Source organism: Amycolatopsis sp. QT-25, assembly GCF_029369745.1.
In the GTDB taxonomy this organism is placed as follows: domain Bacteria; phylum Actinomycetota; class Actinomycetes; order Mycobacteriales; family Pseudonocardiaceae; genus Amycolatopsis.
In genome coordinates, this window is the sequence record NZ_CP120210.1 from 5,045,754 (window position 1) to 5,063,579 (window position 17,826).

Sequence of the window (17,826 nt, forward strand, 5' to 3'; positions counted from 1 at the left end):
GACGTGACCCGCAACGTCGACGACCAGCCCGCCTGGCTCGACGACCGCACCGTCGCCCACACCGAATCACCCGCCGCGCTGCCCTAGGCTGCCGGACATGAAGGCCGCGCTGCTGATCGTCGACCTGCAGGACATGCTCGTTCCCCTGGTGTGGCGCGGCGAGGAACTGGCGGCCCGGATCGCCGCGCTGGCGCGCCGGGCCCGGGCGGCAGGCGTTCCGGTGATCGCCCTGCGGCAGATCGGCGCCCCCGGCACCGACTTCGATCCCGCGTCACCGGCCACCCGGGTCAGCGCGCTGCTCGGTCTCGAACCGGTCGACCTGGTGGTCGACAAGACGGCCACGGATTCGTTCTACCGCACCGGGCTGGCGGGGCTGCTCGCCGACCGGGGCGTCGACACCGTGGTGCTGACCGGGCTGGCCACCGACTACTGCGTCGACGCGACCGCCCGGTCCGCGCAGAGCCACGGTCTGGACGTCGTGCTGGTCGGCGACGGCCACGCGCCGTCCGCCGACGGCGATCCCATCACCGGCCTGACCGCCGAGCAGGTCGTCGCCCGGCACAACCTGCTCCTGAGCACCGCGATCCACCCGGGTGGCAGGCTGCGCGTGGTGCCCTCGGCGGAGGTCGAGTTCACCGGCTGAGTGAGCCCGCTCGTACGATCGGCTCGCCATGATCACGAACTTCCTGCTCGACCACTCCGCCCTCGTGCCGGCGGCGATCGCCCTGGTCGCGCTCGTCTGTGCCGTCCTGGGTCACCTGTTCGCGGGCAGGCGGCGGATCCTGTGGGCCCTCACCGGCGTGTCCTTGGTGCCGGTCTTCGCGCTGACGCTGGTGCCCACCGCGCGCACGATCGACGGGACTTCGTGCACCGTCCAGTTCTCGCTGCCCACGCTCGGTGCGGTGGAACTGCTGGCCAACGTCGCCCTGTTCCTCCCACCGGTGTATTTCGCCACGCTGGCGGCGAAGCGGCCGCTGACCCTGCTCGCGGCGGGCTCGGGACTGTCCGCGGTGATCGAGACACTTCAGGCGTTCGTCCCCGCCGTCGGCCGCGCCTGTGACACCAACGACTGGCTGATGAACACCGTCGGCGCGGTGCTCGGCATGCTCCTCGCGCTCGGCACCGCGTGGCTGGTGAAGCGCCGCGTTCAGTCCGGCAGCTCGATGGGCGCGATGTCGTCGTAGACGTCGCCCGGGCCCGGGTTCGCCGGATCCGTCGTGCCGCCGAAGTGGTGCAGCACGCCCCACACCGCGTTGAGCGCCGTCTGGACGGCGCCTTCGGCCCAGCCCGCCGTCCACGAGACGTCGTCGCCGGCCAGGAAGAGACCGCGGTGGCGCTGCTCGAGCCCGTCCTGCTTGAAGTGGGTGAACAGCCGGTGCTGGTAGCGGTAGTGGCCGGGCAGGTTGGCCTTGAACGCGCCCATGAAATGCGGTTCGGCCTCCCAGGACACGGTCACCGGGTCGCCGATGACGTGCCGGCGGACGTCGACGCCGGGGTAAATCTCCTTCAGCGACTGCAACATCACCTCGACCCGCTCGGAGACCGAAAGCGGCAGCCATTTCAGCGAGTCGTCGGCCCAGGTGTAGGACAGGCAGATCACCGCGGGCGCGTCCGGGTCGTCACCGAGCAGGTAGGCGCCGCGCGGCATGCGGTCGGTCAGCGTCATGCTCATCGTGTCGCGGCCGGTCGCCGGGTCCTTGTCCAGCCAGAAGGGCCGGTCCACCGGGACGAAGACCTTCGAGGACTCCATGTAGTGCGTGCGCTCGATCGCCGTCCAGTGGTCGATCGGGAACAGCGCCTCGTCGCATTCGATCTTCGACAGCAGCATCCAGCTCTGCGCGGTGAACACCGCCGCCGGGTACGTGCGGATGCGGCCTTCGGTGTCGGTCACGGTGATGTTGTCCGGCGCGGTGGGGTGCAGGCGGGCGACGCCGGGGTTCGGGCTTCCGCCGTGCAGTGAGCTCAAACTCGTTCCCGCGGGCCAGAACGCGATGTCGTCGGGCGCGTGTTCCCACAGCCGCAACGGAAGCCGCCTGCTCCCGCCGACGATGCTGCGGTGCTCGTCGTCGGCACCGGTGTAGACCACCCGCAGGATCTCCAGGATCGAGTTCGGGAAGTCGGTGTCCCAGCCGCCGGTGCCGAAGCCGACCTGCCCGAAGATCTCGCGGTCGCGGAACGAGGCGAACGCGGGCGAAGCGCAGAGGAAGCCGTAGAAGGTCTGGTCGTCCAGCCTCGGTACGAGTTCGTTCCACAGCCGCTTGATCGTCTTCACGTCGCGCTCGCGGATCGCCTTCTGCATCTCGGTGAACGCGGCCTGCTCGGACAACGTGCTGTCCCAGGCGGCGGCGACCTTGCCGAAGACGGCGGGCAGTTCGCCGGCTGTCCGCGCGTAGTGACTTTCCCCCTTGAGGTCGACGACGGTGCTCGGCGTTCCCGGCGCCAGCGGGTTCGGGAACGGTGTCGTCTCCAGGCCGACCTTGTCGATGTAGTGGAAGAGCGCGGTGGACGCCGGCGGGAACCGCATCGCGCCCATCTCCGCGACGACGTCGTCCGGGCAGCCGGGAAAGTTCACCGTGCGCAGGCGGCCGCCGATCTCGGCGATCTCGTACACGACCGGGCGCAGGCCGAGTTTCATCAGCTCGTACGCGGTGACGATGCCCGAGAGGCCGCCGCCGATCACCGCCACCTCGATGCCGTGGCGCTCGGCGGGGACCGAGCCGAGTCCGGCGGGGTGGGCGAGGAAATCGTCGTAGGCGAACGGGAAATCGGGGCCGAACATGGTGATCGGGCGGCCGGCGGTTTCGTCGTGGTGGATCGCGGTCGGAAGGGCGGAGGTCATGCGGGAAGTCCTCGGTACAGCTCGGGCCGCCGGTCGGCGAGGTGGGTGTTCTCCAGGCGCGAAGCGACGAGCGCGTCACGGGTGACTTCGGCACTGATCAGCTCGGGACCGGAGCCGGCACGGGCGAGCACTTCGCCGGTCGGGGCGACGACGCAGGACCGGCCGCAGTAGGTCAGTTCCTGTTCGGTGTCGCAGCGATTCGCGTAGGCGACGAACAGCTGGCTTTCGTAGGCGCGGGCGGGCACCACCGTGTCCGCGACCAGTTCGTACGGGCTCATCAGCGCGGTGGGCACCACGAGCAGTTCGGTCCCCGCCAGCGCGTGCGCCCGGACCAGTTCGGGGAACTCGACGTCGTAGCAGATCAGCAGGCCGATCCGGAGACCGTCGAGCTCGGCCTGCACGATCGCCTCGGCGCCCGGCTCGAACCGGTCGCGGTCGAGGTCGCCGAACAGATGGGTCTTGCGGTAATTCGCCAGCCGCTGTCCGCCGGGGCCGATCAGCTGGACGCTGTTGTGGACGTGGGCACCGTCGGACTCGGGGTATCCGTAGGCCAGCGCGACACCGGTTTCCCTTGCCAGCGCGGACATCCGCGCCGCCGTCGGCCCGTCGGCCGGTTCGGCGAGCTCGCGGGAGCGGGCACCGACGTGGTAGCCGGTGGTGATCATCTCGGCGGCGAGCACGAGATCGGCACCCGACGCCGCGACGACGGACGGCAGCTCGGCGTACGAGCCCTGATGGACGGCGATCTTCATGCCGCCGACGATATCCGCCGTTTCGATGCACCGATAAGCGCAATATGTTGCACAGAACACTGGCAGATCGTCGAATCAGTGCAGTGAAATCCAAATTCACGGTGATTTGTTGTCTGGATCACCTCTCCTCAACGTGATCGTCGGCTCACGCCTTCTCTGGAGGGCCGAAGGCTGTGAAGGCCTCCTTGAGGGATTCTGGGTCCCTCAAGGAGGCCTTCACAGCCCATGCGTCCCGGTTCCGGCGGGGGCGCGGGGTCAGGTCGACTTCTGACCGTCGATGCTCTCGCGCAGGATGTCGGCGTGGCCGGCGTGCTGCGCGGTCTCCGCGATGACGTGCGTCAGCACCCGGCGCACACTGCGCACCGCGCCCGGCGGGTTCCAGGGCGCCTCCGGCAGGGGATGCGTGGCGGACAGGTCGGGAATCGTCGAGACGATCTCTTTCGTTCGCGCGGCCACCCGCTCGTAGCGCGCGAGGACGCCCGCGAGGGTGTCTCCGGGCAGCATCCTGAAGTTGTTCTGATGGTCGATCGCCCACTGCGGGAACTCGCGGGCGGTCCCGGCGCCGATGTCGGCCCAGGTGACGCCTTCCGGCAGGTCGTAGCTGATCGCGGACGGGCCCTCGACCACGAAGCGCAGCCACATCTCCTCGATCGCGGCGACGTGCTTGATCAGACCGCCGAGGCTCAGTTCACTGACCGTCGGATGCTCGTCGAGTTGCTCGTCCGTGAGCCCCTGGACGGTGGCGGTCAGCGCGGCGCGGATGGTGTCGAGGGCTTCGAGCAGGTCGGCGCGTTCGGCGTCGAGGATGGTGGTGGTCATCGGGCCCTCCGTGTTGTCGTTCTCTGGCACACGACGACTCTCGCAGGAGTAGAGGACAGGTTGTGGCCTCTACCCGCGGCATCATGGAGACCATGCCGAAGACCTCCGCACGTCTGCTGTCGATGCTCTCTTTGCTGCAGGCCCGCCGCGACTGGCCGGGAGCGCTGCTGGCCGAGCGGCTAAACGTCAGCCCGCGCACCGTGCGCCGCGACGTCGACAGGCTCCGCGAGCTCGGCTACCCCATCGCGACGATCAAAGGCCCCGACGGCGGGTACCGGCTCGACGCCGGATCCGAGCTGCCGCCACTGCTGTTCGACGACGACCAGGCGGTCGCGTTGGCCGTCGCGCTCCAGATCGCCACCACCAGCGGCGCGGGGATCGAAGAGGCGGCGATGCGGGCACTGCACACCGTCCGGCAGGTGCTGCCCTCGCGGTTGCGGCGCCGGATCGACACGCTGCGGGTCACCGCCGTCGAATCACCCGCGAGCCGGGCGGATCCCCGCGTGGACGGCGAAGCCCTGCTCGCGCTCGGCGCGGCGGTGCACGCCCGCGAAATTCTGCGGTTCGACTACGCGGACGCGCCGCGCCGAGCGGAACCGCATCATCTCGTCACCTGGCACGGCCGCTGGTATCTCGTCGCCTGGGATCTCGATCGCGCGGACTGGCGCACCTTCCGGGCCGACCGGATCACCCCGCGCACCCCGAACGGCCCGCGCTTCACGCCACGTGAGCTGCCGGCCCCGGACGTCGCCGCCTTCGTCGCGAGCCGGTTCCGGGGCTCTTCCGAATCCGGTGACTGGCCGTGCCGCGGCGAAGTCGTCCTCGGCCTTCCCGCGGTCACCGTTTCCCACTACGTCCGCGACGGTGTGGTGGAAGGACTCGGGCCGGATCGGTGCCGTCTGGTGCTGGGGTCGTGGTCATGGGCCGGGCTCGCGGCGAGCATCGGCCGCTTCGACGCCGACATCGAAGTGGTCGGGCCTCCCGAACTGCGAGCGGCTTTCGCCGTCTTGGCCCGCCGTTACGCGCAGGCGGCCCGCTGAACACGGATCCGACGCCGGGAACCGTCCGGGGTCCGGGGAACGGTGCCCGGCGTCGTCGACCGCCCGGGGTCCGGAGGCGGTGCCCCTCCGGTGCCGGGACCGCCAGGGTCCGGCACCGAAGCTCGGTGCTCCTCACGCCTTGTGGTTACTTCACCCGCGTCGAGGACCGTTGCATCCTGGTGACGTCGGCGGCGAGGGCCGAGTCGAATCGGCTCAGCCGGGCATCGACCCGAGCCTGCGGCGAGCCCGTCGCCTCGATCCGGCCCACCGTCCGTGTCATGGCCACTCCCCGGCTTCGGCGTCCGGCTGTCTCCCCGATCACACGCCGCGGACGACCGCGACGGCAAGGGTTGCAGCGTGTTGCAGCCGGCTCCTTGGCGCACCTCTACGGCGGACCTATGCTGGTCAGTCGACGCGATGGCGCGGAGGTGACCTGTGGGCGTGCACAGTTCGGTCCCGCCCGGCGTCGACCTGCCGATGCACGCCCGCGACCTGATCCGCATGCACGAAGCCGTGCTCGGCGGCGGCCGTCCACGCGTCCGGCCGAGGCCGCTGGTTTCGCGGTCGTGGTCACGGATGCTGAGCCTCGGGCTCGCCGCCGACGAGCTGAACACCCGGGATTCGGTGCCGCTGGACGAGGTCGCCCGCCGTCGCCGCACCTCTCCGCTGCGGCGGGTGATCGAGGACCTCGGGCAGGTCGTCGAGGCGACGGCCGACACCGCGAACATGTTGCTGGTGGTGACCGACGCCGAGGGCGTCATCCTCTGGCGGATGGGTTCGCCCGCCGTGCGGCGCCGGGCCGACACGCTGGGCTTCGCCGAAGGCGCCGACTGGACCGAAACCAGGGTCGGCACCAACGCGATCGGCACCGCGCTCGCCGAGGCCGCGCCGGTGGAGCTGCTCGCGGGCGAACACTTCGAACAGGGCCAGCATCCTTGGTACTGCACGGCCTCGCCGGTACACGATCCGCGCACCGGCGAACTGCTCGGGGTGATCGACGTCAGCGGTCCCGCGCTGACCCTGCATCCGGCGATCGGCGCGCTCGTGGAGACCGGGCGACGGCTGGTCGAATCCGAACTCTGGCGCCACCACCGACAGGGACTCGACCGGTTACGACGGACCGCCGAACCGGTGGTGACCGGCGTGGGCGGCCCGGTGCTGCTGGTGGACGACGACGGCTGGGTGGCCCACTCCGCCGGGATCGCCTCCGGCACGCGGATCGCCGCGCCGGCGGAAGGGCGGCTCCTCGCCGTTCCCGGACTGGGCTCCTGCCTGCCGGAACGGCTCTCGGAAGGCTGGCTGGTGCGCCCGGCGGACACCGCGCGCCAGGTCCGGCTGGCTCTCGAACTCGGCCACGCGCCGATGCTGCGGGTGACTTCGGGTGACTTCGGCTGGGTCCGCACCGTGACGCCGCGGCACGCGGAGATCCTCGTGCACCTGGACACGGCGGGCCCGTCCGGGCTCTCGGCCGAGGCGCTGAGCCGGGCGCTCTACGGTGACGCGGAACACCTCGTCACCGTCCGCGCCGAGGTTTCCCGGCTGCGACGGCTGCTCGGCGTCATTGTGGACACCCGGCCGTACCGGCTGGCCGCGAGCGTCGGCCTGACAATCCACAAAGGACTCGAATTCGGCGGTTGAACCGTCCCCGGTTGCCGGAGCAGTGAGCCGGGTACTCCGCGCGCATGGAGATACTCCTCGCCGGGGCGGGCGTTCTGGCGCTGTGCGCCGCAGTGCTGCCGAACCTGTTGCACGAACGACCGCTGTCGATGCCGCTGGTCCTGCTGATGGGCGGGCTGCTTTTCGGGCTGCTGCCCTTCGGCCACCCCTATGGCCAGGGCGTACTGGACCCGCGGTCGCATGTGGGAGTCGTCGAAGTGGTCACCGAACTCGGTGTGCTCGTGTCGCTGGTGGGCGCGGGACTGAAATCCGACCGGTTGATCGGCTGGCGGTCGTGGAATTCGACGTGGCGGCTGCTGGCGATCACACTGCCGCTGTCGGTCTGCGCGGTCGCCCTGCTCGGCTGGTGGGCGCTCGCCCTGTCCCCCGCCGCCGCGCTGCTGCTGGGGGCCGTGCTGTCCCCGACCGATCCGGTGCTGGCGAGCGATGTCCAGGTGCCCGCGCCGCATACCGAGGACGGCCGGGGCTCGGACAACGAGATCAGGTTCACACTGACGTCGGAGGCCGGGCTCAACGACGGATTGGCGATGCCGTTCGTGATGCTCGCCCTCGTCCTGGCCGGAACGGCGAGCACGTCGCCCGTGCCGTGGTTGCTGACCGAGGTCCTCGTTCCACTCGCGGTCGCCGTACTGGTCGGGCTCGCCTGTGGCCGGCTGATGGCCTGGCTGATGTTCCGGGTGCGGCACGAGCGGCTGCGCCTCGGCGAATACTCCGACGGACTGGTGGTGCTGGCCATCGCCTTCCTCCCGTTCGCGCTGTGCGAATGGCTGGGCGGCATCGGCTTCGTCGCGGTGTTCACCACCGCCGCGACCATCCGCGCGAGCGAACGGTCGCACGAGTACCACGAGGTGCTGCACACATTCGGCGATCAGCTGGAACGGCTCTTCGTCGCGCTGGCCTTGCTCGGGCTGGGCGTGGTGCTGGGCGACGGGCTCCTTTCCGGGGTGACACTCGCCGAAGTCCTGGTGGCCGTCGTGGCGGTGATGATCGTGCGCCCGCTGTTCGGCGGGCTGGCCTTGCTCGGTAGCGCCACCACACGTCCGGCGGCGACGGCGATCGCGTTCTTCGGCATCCGCGGGATCGGCAGCCTCTATTACCTGTCCTACGCGCTGGGGCACGGCGATTTCCCGATGGCCGACTCGCTGTGGCGGGTCACGGCGCTCACGATCGCGGTGTCGGTCCTCGTGCACGGTCTGCTGTCCGGCCCGGTGATGCGCAAACTGGAGGACCGGGGGATGCAGAACTTCGGGACCGGCTGAGGCTCGATCCCGCCCCGGCTCAGCGACGCCACTCCCGGCCTTCGAGCCGGGCTTTCACCCGTTCCAACGTCGTGGCGATGTTGGCCCGGTTGGTCCCGGCTCGATCCGGCTCGCCGGTGATGAGGATGGCGATCGGGACGAACCACGGCGGCACCCGCAGCCAGTTCGTGACGGTGAGGCGGCTGCCGTCGCCGTCGGGCGCGATGTCGTACTCCCATCGGGAGATCGGCACGAAGAACGGCGTGCGCACCCGGTAGGCGAACCGGCGGCCGGGTTCGGCCTCGGTGATCTGGGCTTGGGTCACCCAGCGCCGCCATCCGTTGCGGTTGCTGCCGGCGAACCAGTTCCCGACGCGTGCCTCGGTCGCACCGCGGAGCCAGCGTGCCTTGCGGAGTTCTTCGGTGCACTCGGCCATCGAGACCGGATCGCAGACGAGCCGGTACACCTTCTCGGGGGCGACGTCGATCATGACCTCGCCGGTCGCGATCGGCTCGCTGTAGGTCAGGCTTTCCCTCGGCTTCGTCACCATCGCGCCTCCAGTCGACTTCGTCACCCCACCAGTACGAGGTCTTCCGGTCAAGAGCGGCGCGGTCAGCTCAGCACGGACGCGGGGATTCGCCGTGCGGCGATGAGTGCCTGCGGAGCACTTTGCTTCATCCGCGTACGGAACCAGGTCAGTTGTCGTGAGGTCTTCTGTCGGAGAGGGGTGCGGCAGCCCCGAGATGGGCGCGAGGTGCGGGACCGGGTGTCCCGATAGCCGTAGTGGAAGGTCGAGGCGTCCTCCGTGAGGACGAGGAGGACGAGGAGGTCAAGTGGCCGGTTCCGCCGGGAAGGTGACTTGGAAGCCCAGCCCCCGCAGCAGCTGCGTGAGCATCGCCTTCGTGTTGGCCTTGGCGCGCTCGATCAGACCGGAGTGTTGTGCGGCTTCACCGATGCGTTTCTCCGCGGCGAGGTAGAACGGCCGCTGGTCCTGAACGGACACCAGTCCGCCGAGCCGGTCGATCAGGCCGCGCTCCTGGCCGAAGACGTAGCTGCGTGCGTTGTCCAAATTGGGTTTCGCCAGTTTGGGTTCGGGCAGCCGCACCTCGACCGAGCGCCGGTCTTCGGACACGGTCAGCGAATTCTCCACCAGCGGGCCGAAATCGACGTACGCGTCGACAGAGCCAGCCGCGACGAACAGGGTGCGCTCCCCTGCGATGCTCGCGGGCACCCATTTGACGTCCTTTTCGATGTCGACGACGACCTGGTAGTCACCGACCGCCGCGTGATACTCGCTCAGGTCCCGGACCGCCTGGAGCACCGCGGGCTGCGAGCGGTCCACAGTGGACGTTCCGAACGGGTCGAGCTTCGGCAGCACGCCGGTGATCTGCAGTGCCGCCGCGACGATCAGGAGCCCGACCAGGCCGAACGCCCCGAGACGCAACCAGCGTTTCTTCACACCCACCACCGCCTTTCCAGCGCGGGGGTACCCGGCGAAAGCGGTCCCGAAGCGTCGCGGCCGGGATCCCGTACGTTCGGCGGAACCGGCTTCCGCACTTGGAGTAGCTTGGCCGCATGCAGAACGTCTTGCCCGCGCCGGAGAAAACCGGGCTGACCAGCTCGGCGTTGCACTGGGCGGGGTTTCTCGGCATCGCCGTGCTGGTGCTGGTCACGTCCGGGATCGGCCTGCCCCCGGTGCTGGTGGTGGCACTGGGCGTCACCGGGATGGCCACCCTGGTGCTGTGCTGGCTGGGCATCGGACGGCTCGCCGCCGGGGTGCCCGAGCGGCGGCTGTACTGGATCGCGGTCTCCTGGTCCGCGCCGCTGCTGGTCGCGCGTCCGCTGTTCAGCGGCGACATCAACAGCTACCTCGCGCAGGGCCTGATCGCGGCCAAGGGGTTCGACACCTATCTCGTGGGACCGGCCGAGGCGCTCGGCGCCGATTCGCCGGTGACGCTCGCGGTCAGCCACTACTGGCGGGACACGCCCGCGCCGTACGGTCCGGCGTTCGTCGCGCTGGCCCGCGCGATCGCCCATCTCGCCGGGGAGGCCTTCGTCCCGACAGTGCTCCTGCACCGGTTGCTGGGACTGATCGGGGTCGTGCTGATGGCGTGGGCGCTCCCCCGGCTCGCCCGGCGCGTCGGGGTTTCGCCGTCGATCGCGCTGTGGCTGGCCCTGCTCAACCCGCTGGTGCTGTGGCACGTGGTGGCGGGCGTGCACAACGACGGGCTCATGGTCGGGCTGATGGTCGCCGGGCTGGAACTCGTCCTCATGGGCGCGGCGAAGACCGGTGCGGCCCGGCCGGCGCTGATCGCGGCAGGCGTGTTCGCGGTGAGCGCCGCCGCGAACATCAAGATCGTGGCCATCGCGGGTCTGTTGTTCGCCGGCGTCGACCTGTTCCGCCGGGCGACGCCCGCGGGCCGGGCGGCGGTGGCACTCGGCCTGCCCGCCGGATTCACCGCCGTCACGGTGGCGATCTCACTCGGCAGTGGGCTCGGCTTCGGCTGGATCCGGGTGCTTTCCGGGGTTTCCGGTCAGGTCCACAGCTGGATGGCGCCCACCAACGAACTCGGTTTCCTCGTCGGCGGGGTGGGCAAGCTCTTCGGGGCGGACCTGACCGACGGCGCGATCAAAGTGTTCTCACTCGCCGGGGCGATCCTCGGTCTCGCCGTCGGTGCCAGGCTCTTGTGGCTCACCTACCGGGAAAAACTGCACCCGCTCCACGGCGCGGGCCTGACCTTCGCCGCGATGCTGGTGCTCGGCCCGGTCGTGCAGCCGTGGTATCTCCTGTGGACGGTCGCGCTGCTGGCCGTCAGCCTCACGGCCGACCGGGGGCGCTGGATCCTCGCCCTCGTCAGCGCGGTGTTCGGTGTTCTGCTCCCGCCCGCGAACGGCGGTGCCGTGTCGTTGGCCCTGGGTTACCTGATCGCCGTCGTGCTCATCGGCGGCACTTTGTTCGCGCTCGGGCGCAAGGGCCTCCTGCCGGAGATCAGGTTCCGCAGGAACCGGACGTAAGGGCTCCATCGCGCGGGCGTCTCGACCGTGCCGGTGAGTTCGCGCTCGGCCCGGTCGAGACAGTCTTCCAGCAGCGCGTCGTGCAGTGGCCGCCACAGCAGCGGATAGGTGAACCACGCCGGATACCGAAGCCGCAGCACCATGAGGTGCGCGAGTTCGGTCTCGCCCTTCTCCGTCACCCGCCAGGTGAATTCGTGGAACCCGTCGAAACCGCGGGGCGCGGTGAACCTGAACCGCACGGACCTTCCGGGTTCGTAGGACTCCACGTGGTACCGCACCGGGCCGTGCCCGCCGTCGGCCCCCACGCCGAGGGGCCGGTCGAACCGCAACGGCGGCCAAGCGCCGACGGGCCAGAGCTTGTCGCCGTCCGCGGACAGAGTGTCGATCAGCGCGCCGACACGCTCCTGCGCCACGTCGACGATCCGGTGATGCCTGTTCCACACGCGCATCGCATCTCCCAGTTCCAGAGACCTTCCCCTGAAACCATAATAGAGGATAGTCTCTGAAAATGGGACGGCCACCGCGGCACACCGCCGACGACTTCCTCGACGCCGCCGTGCGGATCTTCGCCGCCGAAGGGGTCTCCGGGGTGACCATGTCGGCCGTCGCCCGCGAGGTCGGCGCGCCGAGCGGGTCGATCTACCATCGCTTCCCCGGACGTCCGGCGCTGCTCGCCGCCGTCTGGCTCCGCACGGTGACCCGCTTCCAGGAGAGCTATCTCGAAGCCCTCGAACAGGAACCGGTCACCGAAGCCGCCGTCGAAGCCGCGGCGCAGGTCGTCCGCTGGTGCCGCGTCCATCCCGCCGAGGCGAAACTGCTTTACGGGGGCGACAGCGCGCTCCGCGTCGGCGACTGGAGCGCCGAGGATCGCGCCCGCGTCGAAGTCGCCGACCGCCGCCTCGAAACGGCGATCACCAAGGTCGTGCGACGGCTGCGGCCGCTGACCGGCCGGAGCACGGACGAACTGATGCTGGCCCTCGTGGACCTCCCGTACGCGGCGGTGCGGAGACATCTCGACCGCGGCGAGGCACCGCCACCGCGCATCGTGGATCTGGTGGCCAAGACGACCCGGATTCTGCTGACCGGCTGAACTCAGGTTCTGACGGGGAGCACGAGGGAGAACTCCCCTTCGTCGATCAGGTCGATCAGCAGCCGGGCCGCCCGGCCAGGCGCCCGTCCTCCTCGTCGGCGTCGCGCTGATCTGGCTGCCGAGCGCGTGGGCGCTGATCGGCTTTTCGGTGTTCGAACTGGGTTTGCTCGCCTGGTCGGCGCCCAAGATGCCGGCCTGACCGTCCGTGGTGGTGACCCTCGTCAAACCCGCGGGCGCCCGCACGGGCGGTGTGCCATCCTGGCCGTGGAACCTCGTGATCGAGGTCCCCGGACGAGTGGGTGCCGTACCCGGCCAGCGACAAGACGGCGCTCCGGGAGCGCGTCATGTCGTGGCTTGTCCTGCTCGTTTCGGGTGTGCTGGAGGCCGTGTGGGCCACCGCCCTCGGCAAATCCGAAGGGTTGTCCCGGCCGGTACCGTCGGTGGTCTTCGGCGTCGCGCTGGTGGCGAGCATGGTGGGGCTCGCCTACGCGATGAAAGATCTCCCCGTCGGTACCGCCTACGCGGTCTGGGTCGGGATCGGGGCTTCGCTCACCGTCGCCTACGGCATGTGGTCGGGCGCGGAAACCGTTTCGGTGGCCCGGATTCTGCTCATCGTGGGGATCGTGGCCTGTGTGGTGGGCCTGAAAGTCCTGCACTGAGCCGGTCCTGATCCCGGTACCTGAAGGCCCCCTTCCTGTACTCAGGCGCAAGGAAGGGGGCCTTCAGGTACTTCCGGCCGGGCGAAAGGGACCGCCCCCGACGCACGGACGACGTCGGGGGCGGTCGGGTCCGGGCGCACCCCTGCGTGTGGCCCGGACGGCTAGGCGGTCAGGCGCGCGCCCAAAGCGCCGGGACGTTCGGCGGCTCCCAACCTGCCTGTGCGGTGTGCGCCTGAAGGGCCCGGTACGACGCGCCGCCGTAGGTCACCGTCGCGCCGGCGGCGTAGGTGGTGCCTGCCGCCCAGGTGCCACCGGGCGGGTTGTTCGACGTCGTGGTGGTCGGCGTCGTCGTGCTGGACGGCGGGTTCGAGCCCGAGGTCACCAGGCGCAGGTTGTAGACGCTCAGGATCTCCGCGATCGGCTGGAAGTAGAACGTGCCGCCCGAGCTGCAGTTGCCGGAACCACCGGAGGTGACCCCCTGCGCCTGGTCACCCGCGAGCCACGAGCCGCCGGAGTCGCCCGGCTCGGCGCACGCGTTGGTCCGGGTGAGGCCGGAAACGGTGCCCTGCGGGTAGTTCACCGAGGCGTTCTTCTGCTGGATGGTGCCGCAGTGCCAGCCCGTGGTGGACCCGGAACGGCAGACGGACGCACCGATCGCGGCCTCCTGCGAGCCCGCCACCGGCACGGTGCCCGGGTAGCGGTTCACCAGCGGACGCGGGGTGTTGCCCGCGTCCACGCGGACCCATCCGTAGTCGTTGCCGGGGAAGCTGGAGCCCGCGACGCTCCCGCTCGGGTTCGAGGTGCGGGTGCCGGTGGTGCCGCAGTGCCCCGCGGTCACGAAACCGCCCTCGACCGAGAACCCGATCGAACACCGGCCCGAGCCGAAGGTGTAGGCGTTGCCGCCGATGACGTCGATCAGCGGAACCGGGGTTTCGGTGCTGGTCTCGACCCGCACCGCGTCGGCACGCACGCCGGACGCGGTCGCCCACGACTTCGCGGTGGCTTCGGCGCCCGCGTTGGCCAGGACGACGATCGAGTTCGTGGTGGCGTCGACGTACCAGCCGGGCACGTTCTTCGGCGCGCTGGTTCCTCTGGCGTCCAACGACAGCTTCGCCGCGTCGAGCTGGGCGGCACTCCGTGTGACGGTCTTCGGGGTCGCGCCCGCGGCACGCACGGTGCCCTCCAGCGCCGCGTCGGTGACCGCGACGGTCAGCGTGGTCCCGGTCGCGTCCAGCCACGATCCGCCGTAGGAGGAGCCGAGCCGGGTCTTGAGGTCACTGTCGGCGCGGGCCGCCTTCTGCTCGCCGTCGAGCCGGGTCCTCGCCTGATCCGGGCTGATCTTCAGGTCGCGCGACAGGGCGGCGACGATCTCCGACTGGACCTGGTCGGCCGCGGAAACGGCCTGGCCGGCGCTGGCGCTGGGGGTCAGCGCGACGGCCGTGACCAGCCCCGCGCCGGTAAGGGCAGCCGCGGCGGCCGCTACGATCTTTCGGTTCATTTCAGGCGTTTCCTCACCGACGTTCCGGAAGAAGATCTCGTCCAGACCGTACGAGGCACCTGCCGCAAAAGGTACATACCATTTAGGTCATATCCACTTCAGTGGACTGGACCTTTCACCAACTCCGGCGCAGGTCAGCGCACTCCTGCGTCCGTGTAGTCGACGCCATAACCCGGGTTCAACTCCAGATACTTCGAGTAGGTCGGCCGCCGGTCGATCAGCTCGCCGTACACCGCGCGGGACAGCGCGATCATCTCCGCGGCGAAGGGGCCCATCTCCCCTCGCTCCGACCAACCGACGAAATTCCGCCAGCTCAGCGGGTTCCCCGCGATCGGGACCGCGACGATTCCCGGGATCTCGTGGAACAGCGGCTGACACAACACCACCGCGTGTCCCGACTCGACCATCTCGATACAGGTCAGCACATCGGTCTCGTACAACGAACGCGGCGTGAACCCCGACCGCGCGCACGCGGAAGCGAAACAGTCGCCGAAGCAGCCGTCGCCCGGCGTCGCGCACCACCGTTCGTCCGCGAGCGCGCCGAGTTCGACCTCGTTCTGCTGCGCGCGCTCGTCCCGCGCCGACATCAGCACGAACACCGGATGGTGCGCGAGCGTCCGCCAGCGGAGACCGGTTTCCGGTGGCGGCGCGGCGTCCCCGCAGACGCCGACGAAGGCGAAGTCCAGCGCGCCCTCCGCGGTCATGTCCGCGAGTTTGTTGGACGACCACGACGTATGCGTGGCGACATGGATGTCGGGATGGGTGGTGCCGAGACGCTGCAGGAGCGCCCCCAGCATCGGCCCCGTCGCCGAGCCGAGCCGCAGGGTCACCGGCTCACCGGTCCCGGTGTGCTGGGCGAGACGCGCGGCCTCGTCGTGCAAGGACGACACGGCGGGGAGCACCATTTTGGCCCGCTCGAGGACCAGAAGCCCGAGCGCGGTCGGCCGGGTACCCGTGTGATCGCGCAGGAAGAGCTTCCCGCCGAGGGTCCGTTCGATGCGCTTCAGTTGTGCTGTCAGTGCAGGCTGCGCCATTCCGAGCGTGTTCGCCGCCTTGGTGATACTCCCGAGTTCGGCGATCGCGCACATGATACGCAGGTGGCGCAGTTCCAGCTCCATCCCTCTACGTTAGTAGACATAACTGGACTGGACCAGACGAACAAGTGGGCCAAATGGCTTCGTATCGGTTGGTTCGCGGGATGCCATCGATGTCAGCAATCCCGGACAGGGCGGGCAGCGGACCGGTCTCGACGCCGCGGAACGACGACGAAGGGGCTTTCGCCCGTGGTGACGGCCTTCGACATCTGCTCATCGGCCCTTCGATGACCAGGACGGCGCCGGGATCGATCCTCGAAACGGGCGGCAGCGGATCCGCACGACCCCGGACGACCTGACCTCCTCGAAGATCGACTGGAGATCCGGGTGCAACGGACTTCACCTGTCTCGACGTCCCCGGTGAACCGACCGATCTGCGTCCGGCACACGAATACCGCCGTCCGGCGAAGCCTCGCCGGTGCACAGTGGAACCGAGGGACCGGCCGGGGGCGATAACGGTTCGGGAACAGCGCTCGTCGGACTCATTCCTCTCTCATAGAGTGCCTTTTTCGCGCCCAGGGGAGGGTTCGTGCACATCCACGCCAGACGCCGAAGCATCAGTTTCAGCGGCCGGACGGTCACGATCAAAGCCGCCGTCAAAGGACTCGACTACAAGAAGCACTCGTTCACCGTCGAGAAGATCAAAGGCATCAGGAACATCCCGCCGACGGCGTTCAAGCCGGGCAGACTCGTCTTCGAGGTGACCGGTGCCTCCAAGGCCATCGTCGAGGACGTTCCACTGTACGCCGACAAGGTCGACATGAACACCTTCACCTACGGTGGCATGAATTCCAAGCACGTGAAGGAACTCGAAGCGGCGGTCAGGAAGGCGATGAGCGGCTGAGCATTCACGGACCGCCCGCCCTACGACCTCTTCGACTTGCGGTTCAGGAACGCCGAAGCCCCGACACCGTGCGCCGCGACGCTCGCCAGCACCGTCACCGCCATGACGCTCAAAGCGATGTCCGCCGCGTCCCCGTCGAGCGAGTTGAAGGCCAGCAGACCGAACACGATCGACGCCGCGCCGCGCGGGGCCAGCAGGCCGATGGTCATCCGGTCCCGCCACCGGAAGTCCGTCCGCAGCAAGGTGATCAGCACCGGGACCAGCCGGGCGACGGTCAGCGCGACGACGCTGACGAGCACCACCCCCCAGGTGAGGCCGAAGGACAGCACCAGCACCGCCGTACTGCCGAAGACGAACCACATCAGCAGCCCGCACAGCGAACTGACGTCCTCGGCCAGCCCGAGTTCGTCTTCGCTCGGGTGCCGGGCGGTCTTGTAGGCGATCCCGCAGATGAACGCGGCGACGAAGCCGTTGCCGCCGATCGCGACGGCGGCCGTGTAGGTCAGCAGCGGCAGCGCGACGGCCGCGACCCGCGCGGAATGCCGCGTCGACCAGCCGTGCCTGCCGGTCACGTTCATCGCCACCGCGGCCGCCGCACCGATGACGGAGCCCACCAGCACGGCCAGCAGCGCCGCCGGAATCGCGGTTTGCAACGCCTCGCCGGGGGTGTTCGCCTGGTGATGGCTCCCCGCCAGGGTGAGCGCGAAGATGAACACCGGGGCGACGACGCCGTCGTTGTAGCCGCTTTCGACGTTCAGCAGATGCCGTACGCGTTCGGGCACCCGGACGTCGTGCACCACCGAGGTCGCGGGCGCGAAATCCGTGGGGGCGATGATGCAGGCGATCAGCAGCACCACCGTCCAGCCGACGCCCGGCAGCACCAGCAGGCCGACGCCCATGACGATCAGGATCGTCAGCGGGAGCGCGATCAGCAGCAGCCGCACCGCGGTCTTGGCGTCATGACCGAGATAGCCGCCCTTGACCGCGGTGGCGTCCACGAACAGCAGCAGGGCGAGGATCAGTTCCGCCGCGTTGAGCGCGATCTCGGTGTTGAGCCCGGTGCCGAGATCGTTGCGGGTGCTGAACCCGATCGCCAGCCCGGCCGCGACCATCGCCATCGGCGCGGTGATCTGCCACCGCTCCAGCCGGGCCGCGGTCATCGTCCAGGCCAGCACGACGACCGCGCCGACGAGCACGCTCTGGATCATCCACCCACCCTCGTTCCCGGTGGACTCCCCTGCCACCGGGAACGAGCATAGAG

The 17,826-nt window shown here is 69.6% G+C and carries 19 protein-coding genes and 1 riboswitch; of the genes, 9 read left to right on the plus strand and 10 right to left on the minus strand.

The genetic code is table 11. From position 1 onward, the window contains the following. The first annotated feature begins 97 nt into the window (after positions 1–97). Complete coding sequence (locus tag P3102_RS23275) at positions 98–643, plus strand: isochorismatase family cysteine hydrolase (protein WP_276361738.1); 546 nt, start codon at positions 98–100, stop codon at positions 641–643. 28 nt (positions 644–671) lie between these two features. Then, positions 672–1,184, plus strand: a complete 513-nt coding sequence (locus P3102_RS23280) for a VanZ family protein (RefSeq protein ID WP_276361740.1) — start codon at positions 672–674, stop codon at positions 1,182–1,184. Here the strand turns inward: P3102_RS23280 and P3102_RS23285 are convergent. From P3102_RS23285 to P3102_RS23295, 3 genes are all read right to left on the minus strand, one after another. Further along, positions 1,148–2,839, minus strand: a complete 1,692-nt coding sequence (locus P3102_RS23285; protein WP_276361741.1) for an NAD(P)/FAD-dependent oxidoreductase — start codon at positions 2,837–2,839, stop codon at positions 1,148–1,150. The two genes, P3102_RS23280 and P3102_RS23285, sit on opposite strands and share 37 nt — an antisense overlap. Continuing rightward, entirely contained in the window at positions 2,836–3,591 is a 756-nt protein-coding gene (locus tag P3102_RS23290; RefSeq protein WP_276361743.1) for a carbon-nitrogen hydrolase family protein, read from the minus strand. The genes P3102_RS23285 and P3102_RS23290 overlap by 4 nt, the downstream gene beginning before the upstream one ends. 255 nt (positions 3,592–3,846) lie before the next feature. Next, positions 3,847–4,410, minus strand: coding sequence for a DinB family protein (locus P3102_RS23295; RefSeq protein ID WP_276361744.1), 564 nt, complete (start codon positions 4,408–4,410; stop codon positions 3,847–3,849). A 92-nt stretch (positions 4,411–4,502) separates the two neighbouring features. Between P3102_RS23295 and P3102_RS23300 the strand changes: the two genes are divergently transcribed. Next, positions 4,503–5,450: a WYL domain-containing protein gene (locus tag P3102_RS23300; RefSeq protein ID WP_276361746.1), complete on the plus strand. Its 948-nt coding sequence runs from the start codon at positions 4,503–4,505 to the stop codon at positions 5,448–5,450. Positions 5,451–5,595: 145 nt separating this feature from the next. Here P3102_RS23300 and P3102_RS23305 read toward each other — a convergent pair whose 3' ends face one another. Continuing rightward, complete coding sequence (locus tag P3102_RS23305) at positions 5,596–5,730, minus strand: hypothetical protein (RefSeq protein WP_276361747.1); 135 nt, start codon at positions 5,728–5,730, stop codon at positions 5,596–5,598. A 155-nt stretch (positions 5,731–5,885) separates the two neighbouring features. Here P3102_RS23305 and P3102_RS23310 point away from each other — a divergent pair, with 155 nt between their 5' ends. Together P3102_RS23310 and P3102_RS23315 are read left to right on the plus strand one after the other, a co-directional pair. Then, entirely contained in the window at positions 5,886–7,088 is a 1,203-nt protein-coding gene (locus tag P3102_RS23310; RefSeq protein ID WP_346660142.1) for a transcriptional regulator, read from the plus strand. A 44-nt stretch (positions 7,089–7,132) separates the two neighbouring features. Continuing rightward, a complete protein-coding gene (locus P3102_RS23315) occupies positions 7,133–8,386 on the plus strand; it encodes a cation:proton antiporter (protein WP_276361750.1) in 1,254 nt (417 codons plus the stop codon). A 19-nt stretch (positions 8,387–8,405) separates the two neighbouring features. Here P3102_RS23315 and P3102_RS23320 read toward each other — a convergent pair whose 3' ends face one another. Both P3102_RS23320 and P3102_RS23325 read right to left on the minus strand, forming a co-directional pair. Beyond that, a complete protein-coding gene (locus tag P3102_RS23320) occupies positions 8,406–8,915 on the minus strand; it encodes an SRPBCC family protein (RefSeq protein WP_276361752.1) in 510 nt (169 codons plus the stop codon). 279 nt (positions 8,916–9,194) lie between these two features. Next, positions 9,195–9,830 (minus strand): DUF4230 domain-containing protein, encoded by a 636-nt coding sequence (locus tag P3102_RS23325; protein ID WP_276371310.1) that lies wholly within the window; start codon positions 9,828–9,830, stop codon positions 9,195–9,197. Positions 9,831–9,940: 110 nt separating this feature from the next. Here P3102_RS23325 and mptB point away from each other — a divergent pair, with 110 nt between their 5' ends. Continuing rightward, positions 9,941–11,380: a polyprenol phosphomannose-dependent alpha 1,6 mannosyltransferase MptB gene (gene mptB / locus P3102_RS23330; protein WP_276361753.1), complete on the plus strand. Its 1,440-nt coding sequence runs from the start codon at positions 9,941–9,943 to the stop codon at positions 11,378–11,380. Here the strand turns inward: mptB and P3102_RS23335 are convergent. Next, positions 11,284–11,829 (minus strand): SRPBCC family protein, encoded by a 546-nt coding sequence (locus P3102_RS23335; protein WP_276361755.1) that lies wholly within the window; start codon positions 11,827–11,829, stop codon positions 11,284–11,286. The two genes, mptB and P3102_RS23335, sit on opposite strands and share 97 nt — an antisense overlap. A gap of 59 nt (positions 11,830–11,888) precedes the next feature. Between P3102_RS23335 and P3102_RS23340 the strand changes: the two genes are divergently transcribed. Together P3102_RS23340 and P3102_RS23345 are read left to right on the plus strand one after the other, a co-directional pair. After that, positions 11,889–12,470, plus strand: coding sequence for a TetR/AcrR family transcriptional regulator (locus tag P3102_RS23340; protein ID WP_276361756.1), 582 nt, complete (start codon positions 11,889–11,891; stop codon positions 12,468–12,470). 264 nt (positions 12,471–12,734) lie between these two features. Continuing rightward, positions 12,735–12,803: riboswitch (guanidine-III (ykkC-III) riboswitch) on the plus strand. Positions 12,804–12,814: 11 nt separating this feature from the next. Beyond that, on the plus strand, positions 12,815–13,129 hold the full coding sequence (locus tag P3102_RS23345; RefSeq protein ID WP_276361758.1) for a multidrug efflux SMR transporter: 315 nt from the start codon (positions 12,815–12,817) through the stop codon (positions 13,127–13,129). 169 nt (positions 13,130–13,298) lie between these two features. Here the strand turns inward: P3102_RS23345 and P3102_RS23350 are convergent, their stop codons facing one another. After that, positions 13,299–14,627: a carbohydrate-binding protein gene (locus P3102_RS23350; protein WP_276361760.1), complete on the minus strand. Its 1,329-nt coding sequence runs from the start codon at positions 14,625–14,627 to the stop codon at positions 13,299–13,301. 134 nt (positions 14,628–14,761) lie between these two features. Then, positions 14,762–15,745, minus strand: a complete 984-nt coding sequence (locus tag P3102_RS23355; protein WP_276361761.1) for a LysR family transcriptional regulator — start codon at positions 15,743–15,745, stop codon at positions 14,762–14,764. 505 nt (positions 15,746–16,250) lie between these two features. Here P3102_RS23355 and P3102_RS23360 point away from each other — a divergent pair. Then, the gene (locus tag P3102_RS23360; RefSeq protein WP_276361763.1) at positions 16,251–16,565 is read left to right on the plus strand and encodes a hypothetical protein; all 315 of its coding nucleotides are present in this window, start codon (positions 16,251–16,253) and stop codon (positions 16,563–16,565) included. A gap of 20 nt (positions 16,566–16,585) precedes the next feature. Here P3102_RS23360 and P3102_RS23365 read toward each other — a convergent pair whose 3' ends face one another. Continuing rightward, a complete protein-coding gene (locus P3102_RS23365; protein ID WP_276361764.1) occupies positions 16,586–17,773 on the minus strand; it encodes a cation:proton antiporter in 1,188 nt (395 codons plus the stop codon). Positions 17,774–17,826: the final 53 nt, after the last annotated feature.

Excerpts from the sequence above, each read along its gene's own strand:
- P3102_RS23365 (WP_276361764.1), bottom strand. The coding sequence starts at position 17,773 with ATGATCCAGAGCGTGCTCGTCGGCGCGGTCGTCGTGCTGGCCTGGACG.
- P3102_RS23320 (WP_276361752.1), bottom strand. The coding sequence starts at position 8,915 with ATGGTGACGAAGCCGAGGGAAAGCCTGACCTACAGCGAGCCGATCGCG.
- P3102_RS23275 (WP_276361738.1), top strand. The coding sequence starts at position 98 with ATGAAGGCCGCGCTGCTGATCGTCGACCTGCAGGACATGCTCGTTCCC.
- P3102_RS23285 (WP_276361741.1), bottom strand. The coding sequence starts at position 2,839 with ATGACCTCCGCCCTTCCGACCGCGATCCACCACGACGAAACCGCCGGC.
- P3102_RS23280 (WP_276361740.1), top strand. The coding sequence starts at position 672 with ATGATCACGAACTTCCTGCTCGACCACTCCGCCCTCGTGCCGGCGGCG.
- P3102_RS23355 (WP_276361761.1), bottom strand. The coding sequence starts at position 15,745 with ATGGAGCTGGAACTGCGCCACCTGCGTATCATGTGCGCGATCGCCGAA.
- P3102_RS23345 (WP_276361758.1), top strand. The coding sequence starts at position 12,815 with ATGTCGTGGCTTGTCCTGCTCGTTTCGGGTGTGCTGGAGGCCGTGTGG.
- P3102_RS23335 (WP_276361755.1), bottom strand. The coding sequence starts at position 11,829 with ATGCGCGTGTGGAACAGGCATCACCGGATCGTCGACGTGGCGCAGGAG.
- P3102_RS23350 (WP_276361760.1), bottom strand. The coding sequence starts at position 14,627 with ATGAACCGAAAGATCGTAGCGGCCGCCGCGGCTGCCCTTACCGGCGCG.
- P3102_RS23290 (WP_276361743.1), bottom strand. The coding sequence starts at position 3,591 with ATGAAGATCGCCGTCCATCAGGGCTCGTACGCCGAGCTGCCGTCCGTC.
- P3102_RS23305 (WP_276361747.1), bottom strand. The coding sequence starts at position 5,730 with ATGACACGGACGGTGGGCCGGATCGAGGCGACGGGCTCGCCGCAGGCT.
- P3102_RS23300 (WP_276361746.1), top strand. The coding sequence starts at position 4,503 with ATGCCGAAGACCTCCGCACGTCTGCTGTCGATGCTCTCTTTGCTGCAG.
- mptB (WP_276361753.1), top strand. The coding sequence starts at position 9,941 with ATGCAGAACGTCTTGCCCGCGCCGGAGAAAACCGGGCTGACCAGCTCG.
- P3102_RS23315 (WP_276361750.1), top strand. The coding sequence starts at position 7,133 with ATGGAGATACTCCTCGCCGGGGCGGGCGTTCTGGCGCTGTGCGCCGCA.
- P3102_RS23340 (WP_276361756.1), top strand. The coding sequence starts at position 11,889 with ATGGGACGGCCACCGCGGCACACCGCCGACGACTTCCTCGACGCCGCC.
- P3102_RS23295 (WP_276361744.1), bottom strand. The coding sequence starts at position 4,410 with ATGACCACCACCATCCTCGACGCCGAACGCGCCGACCTGCTCGAAGCC.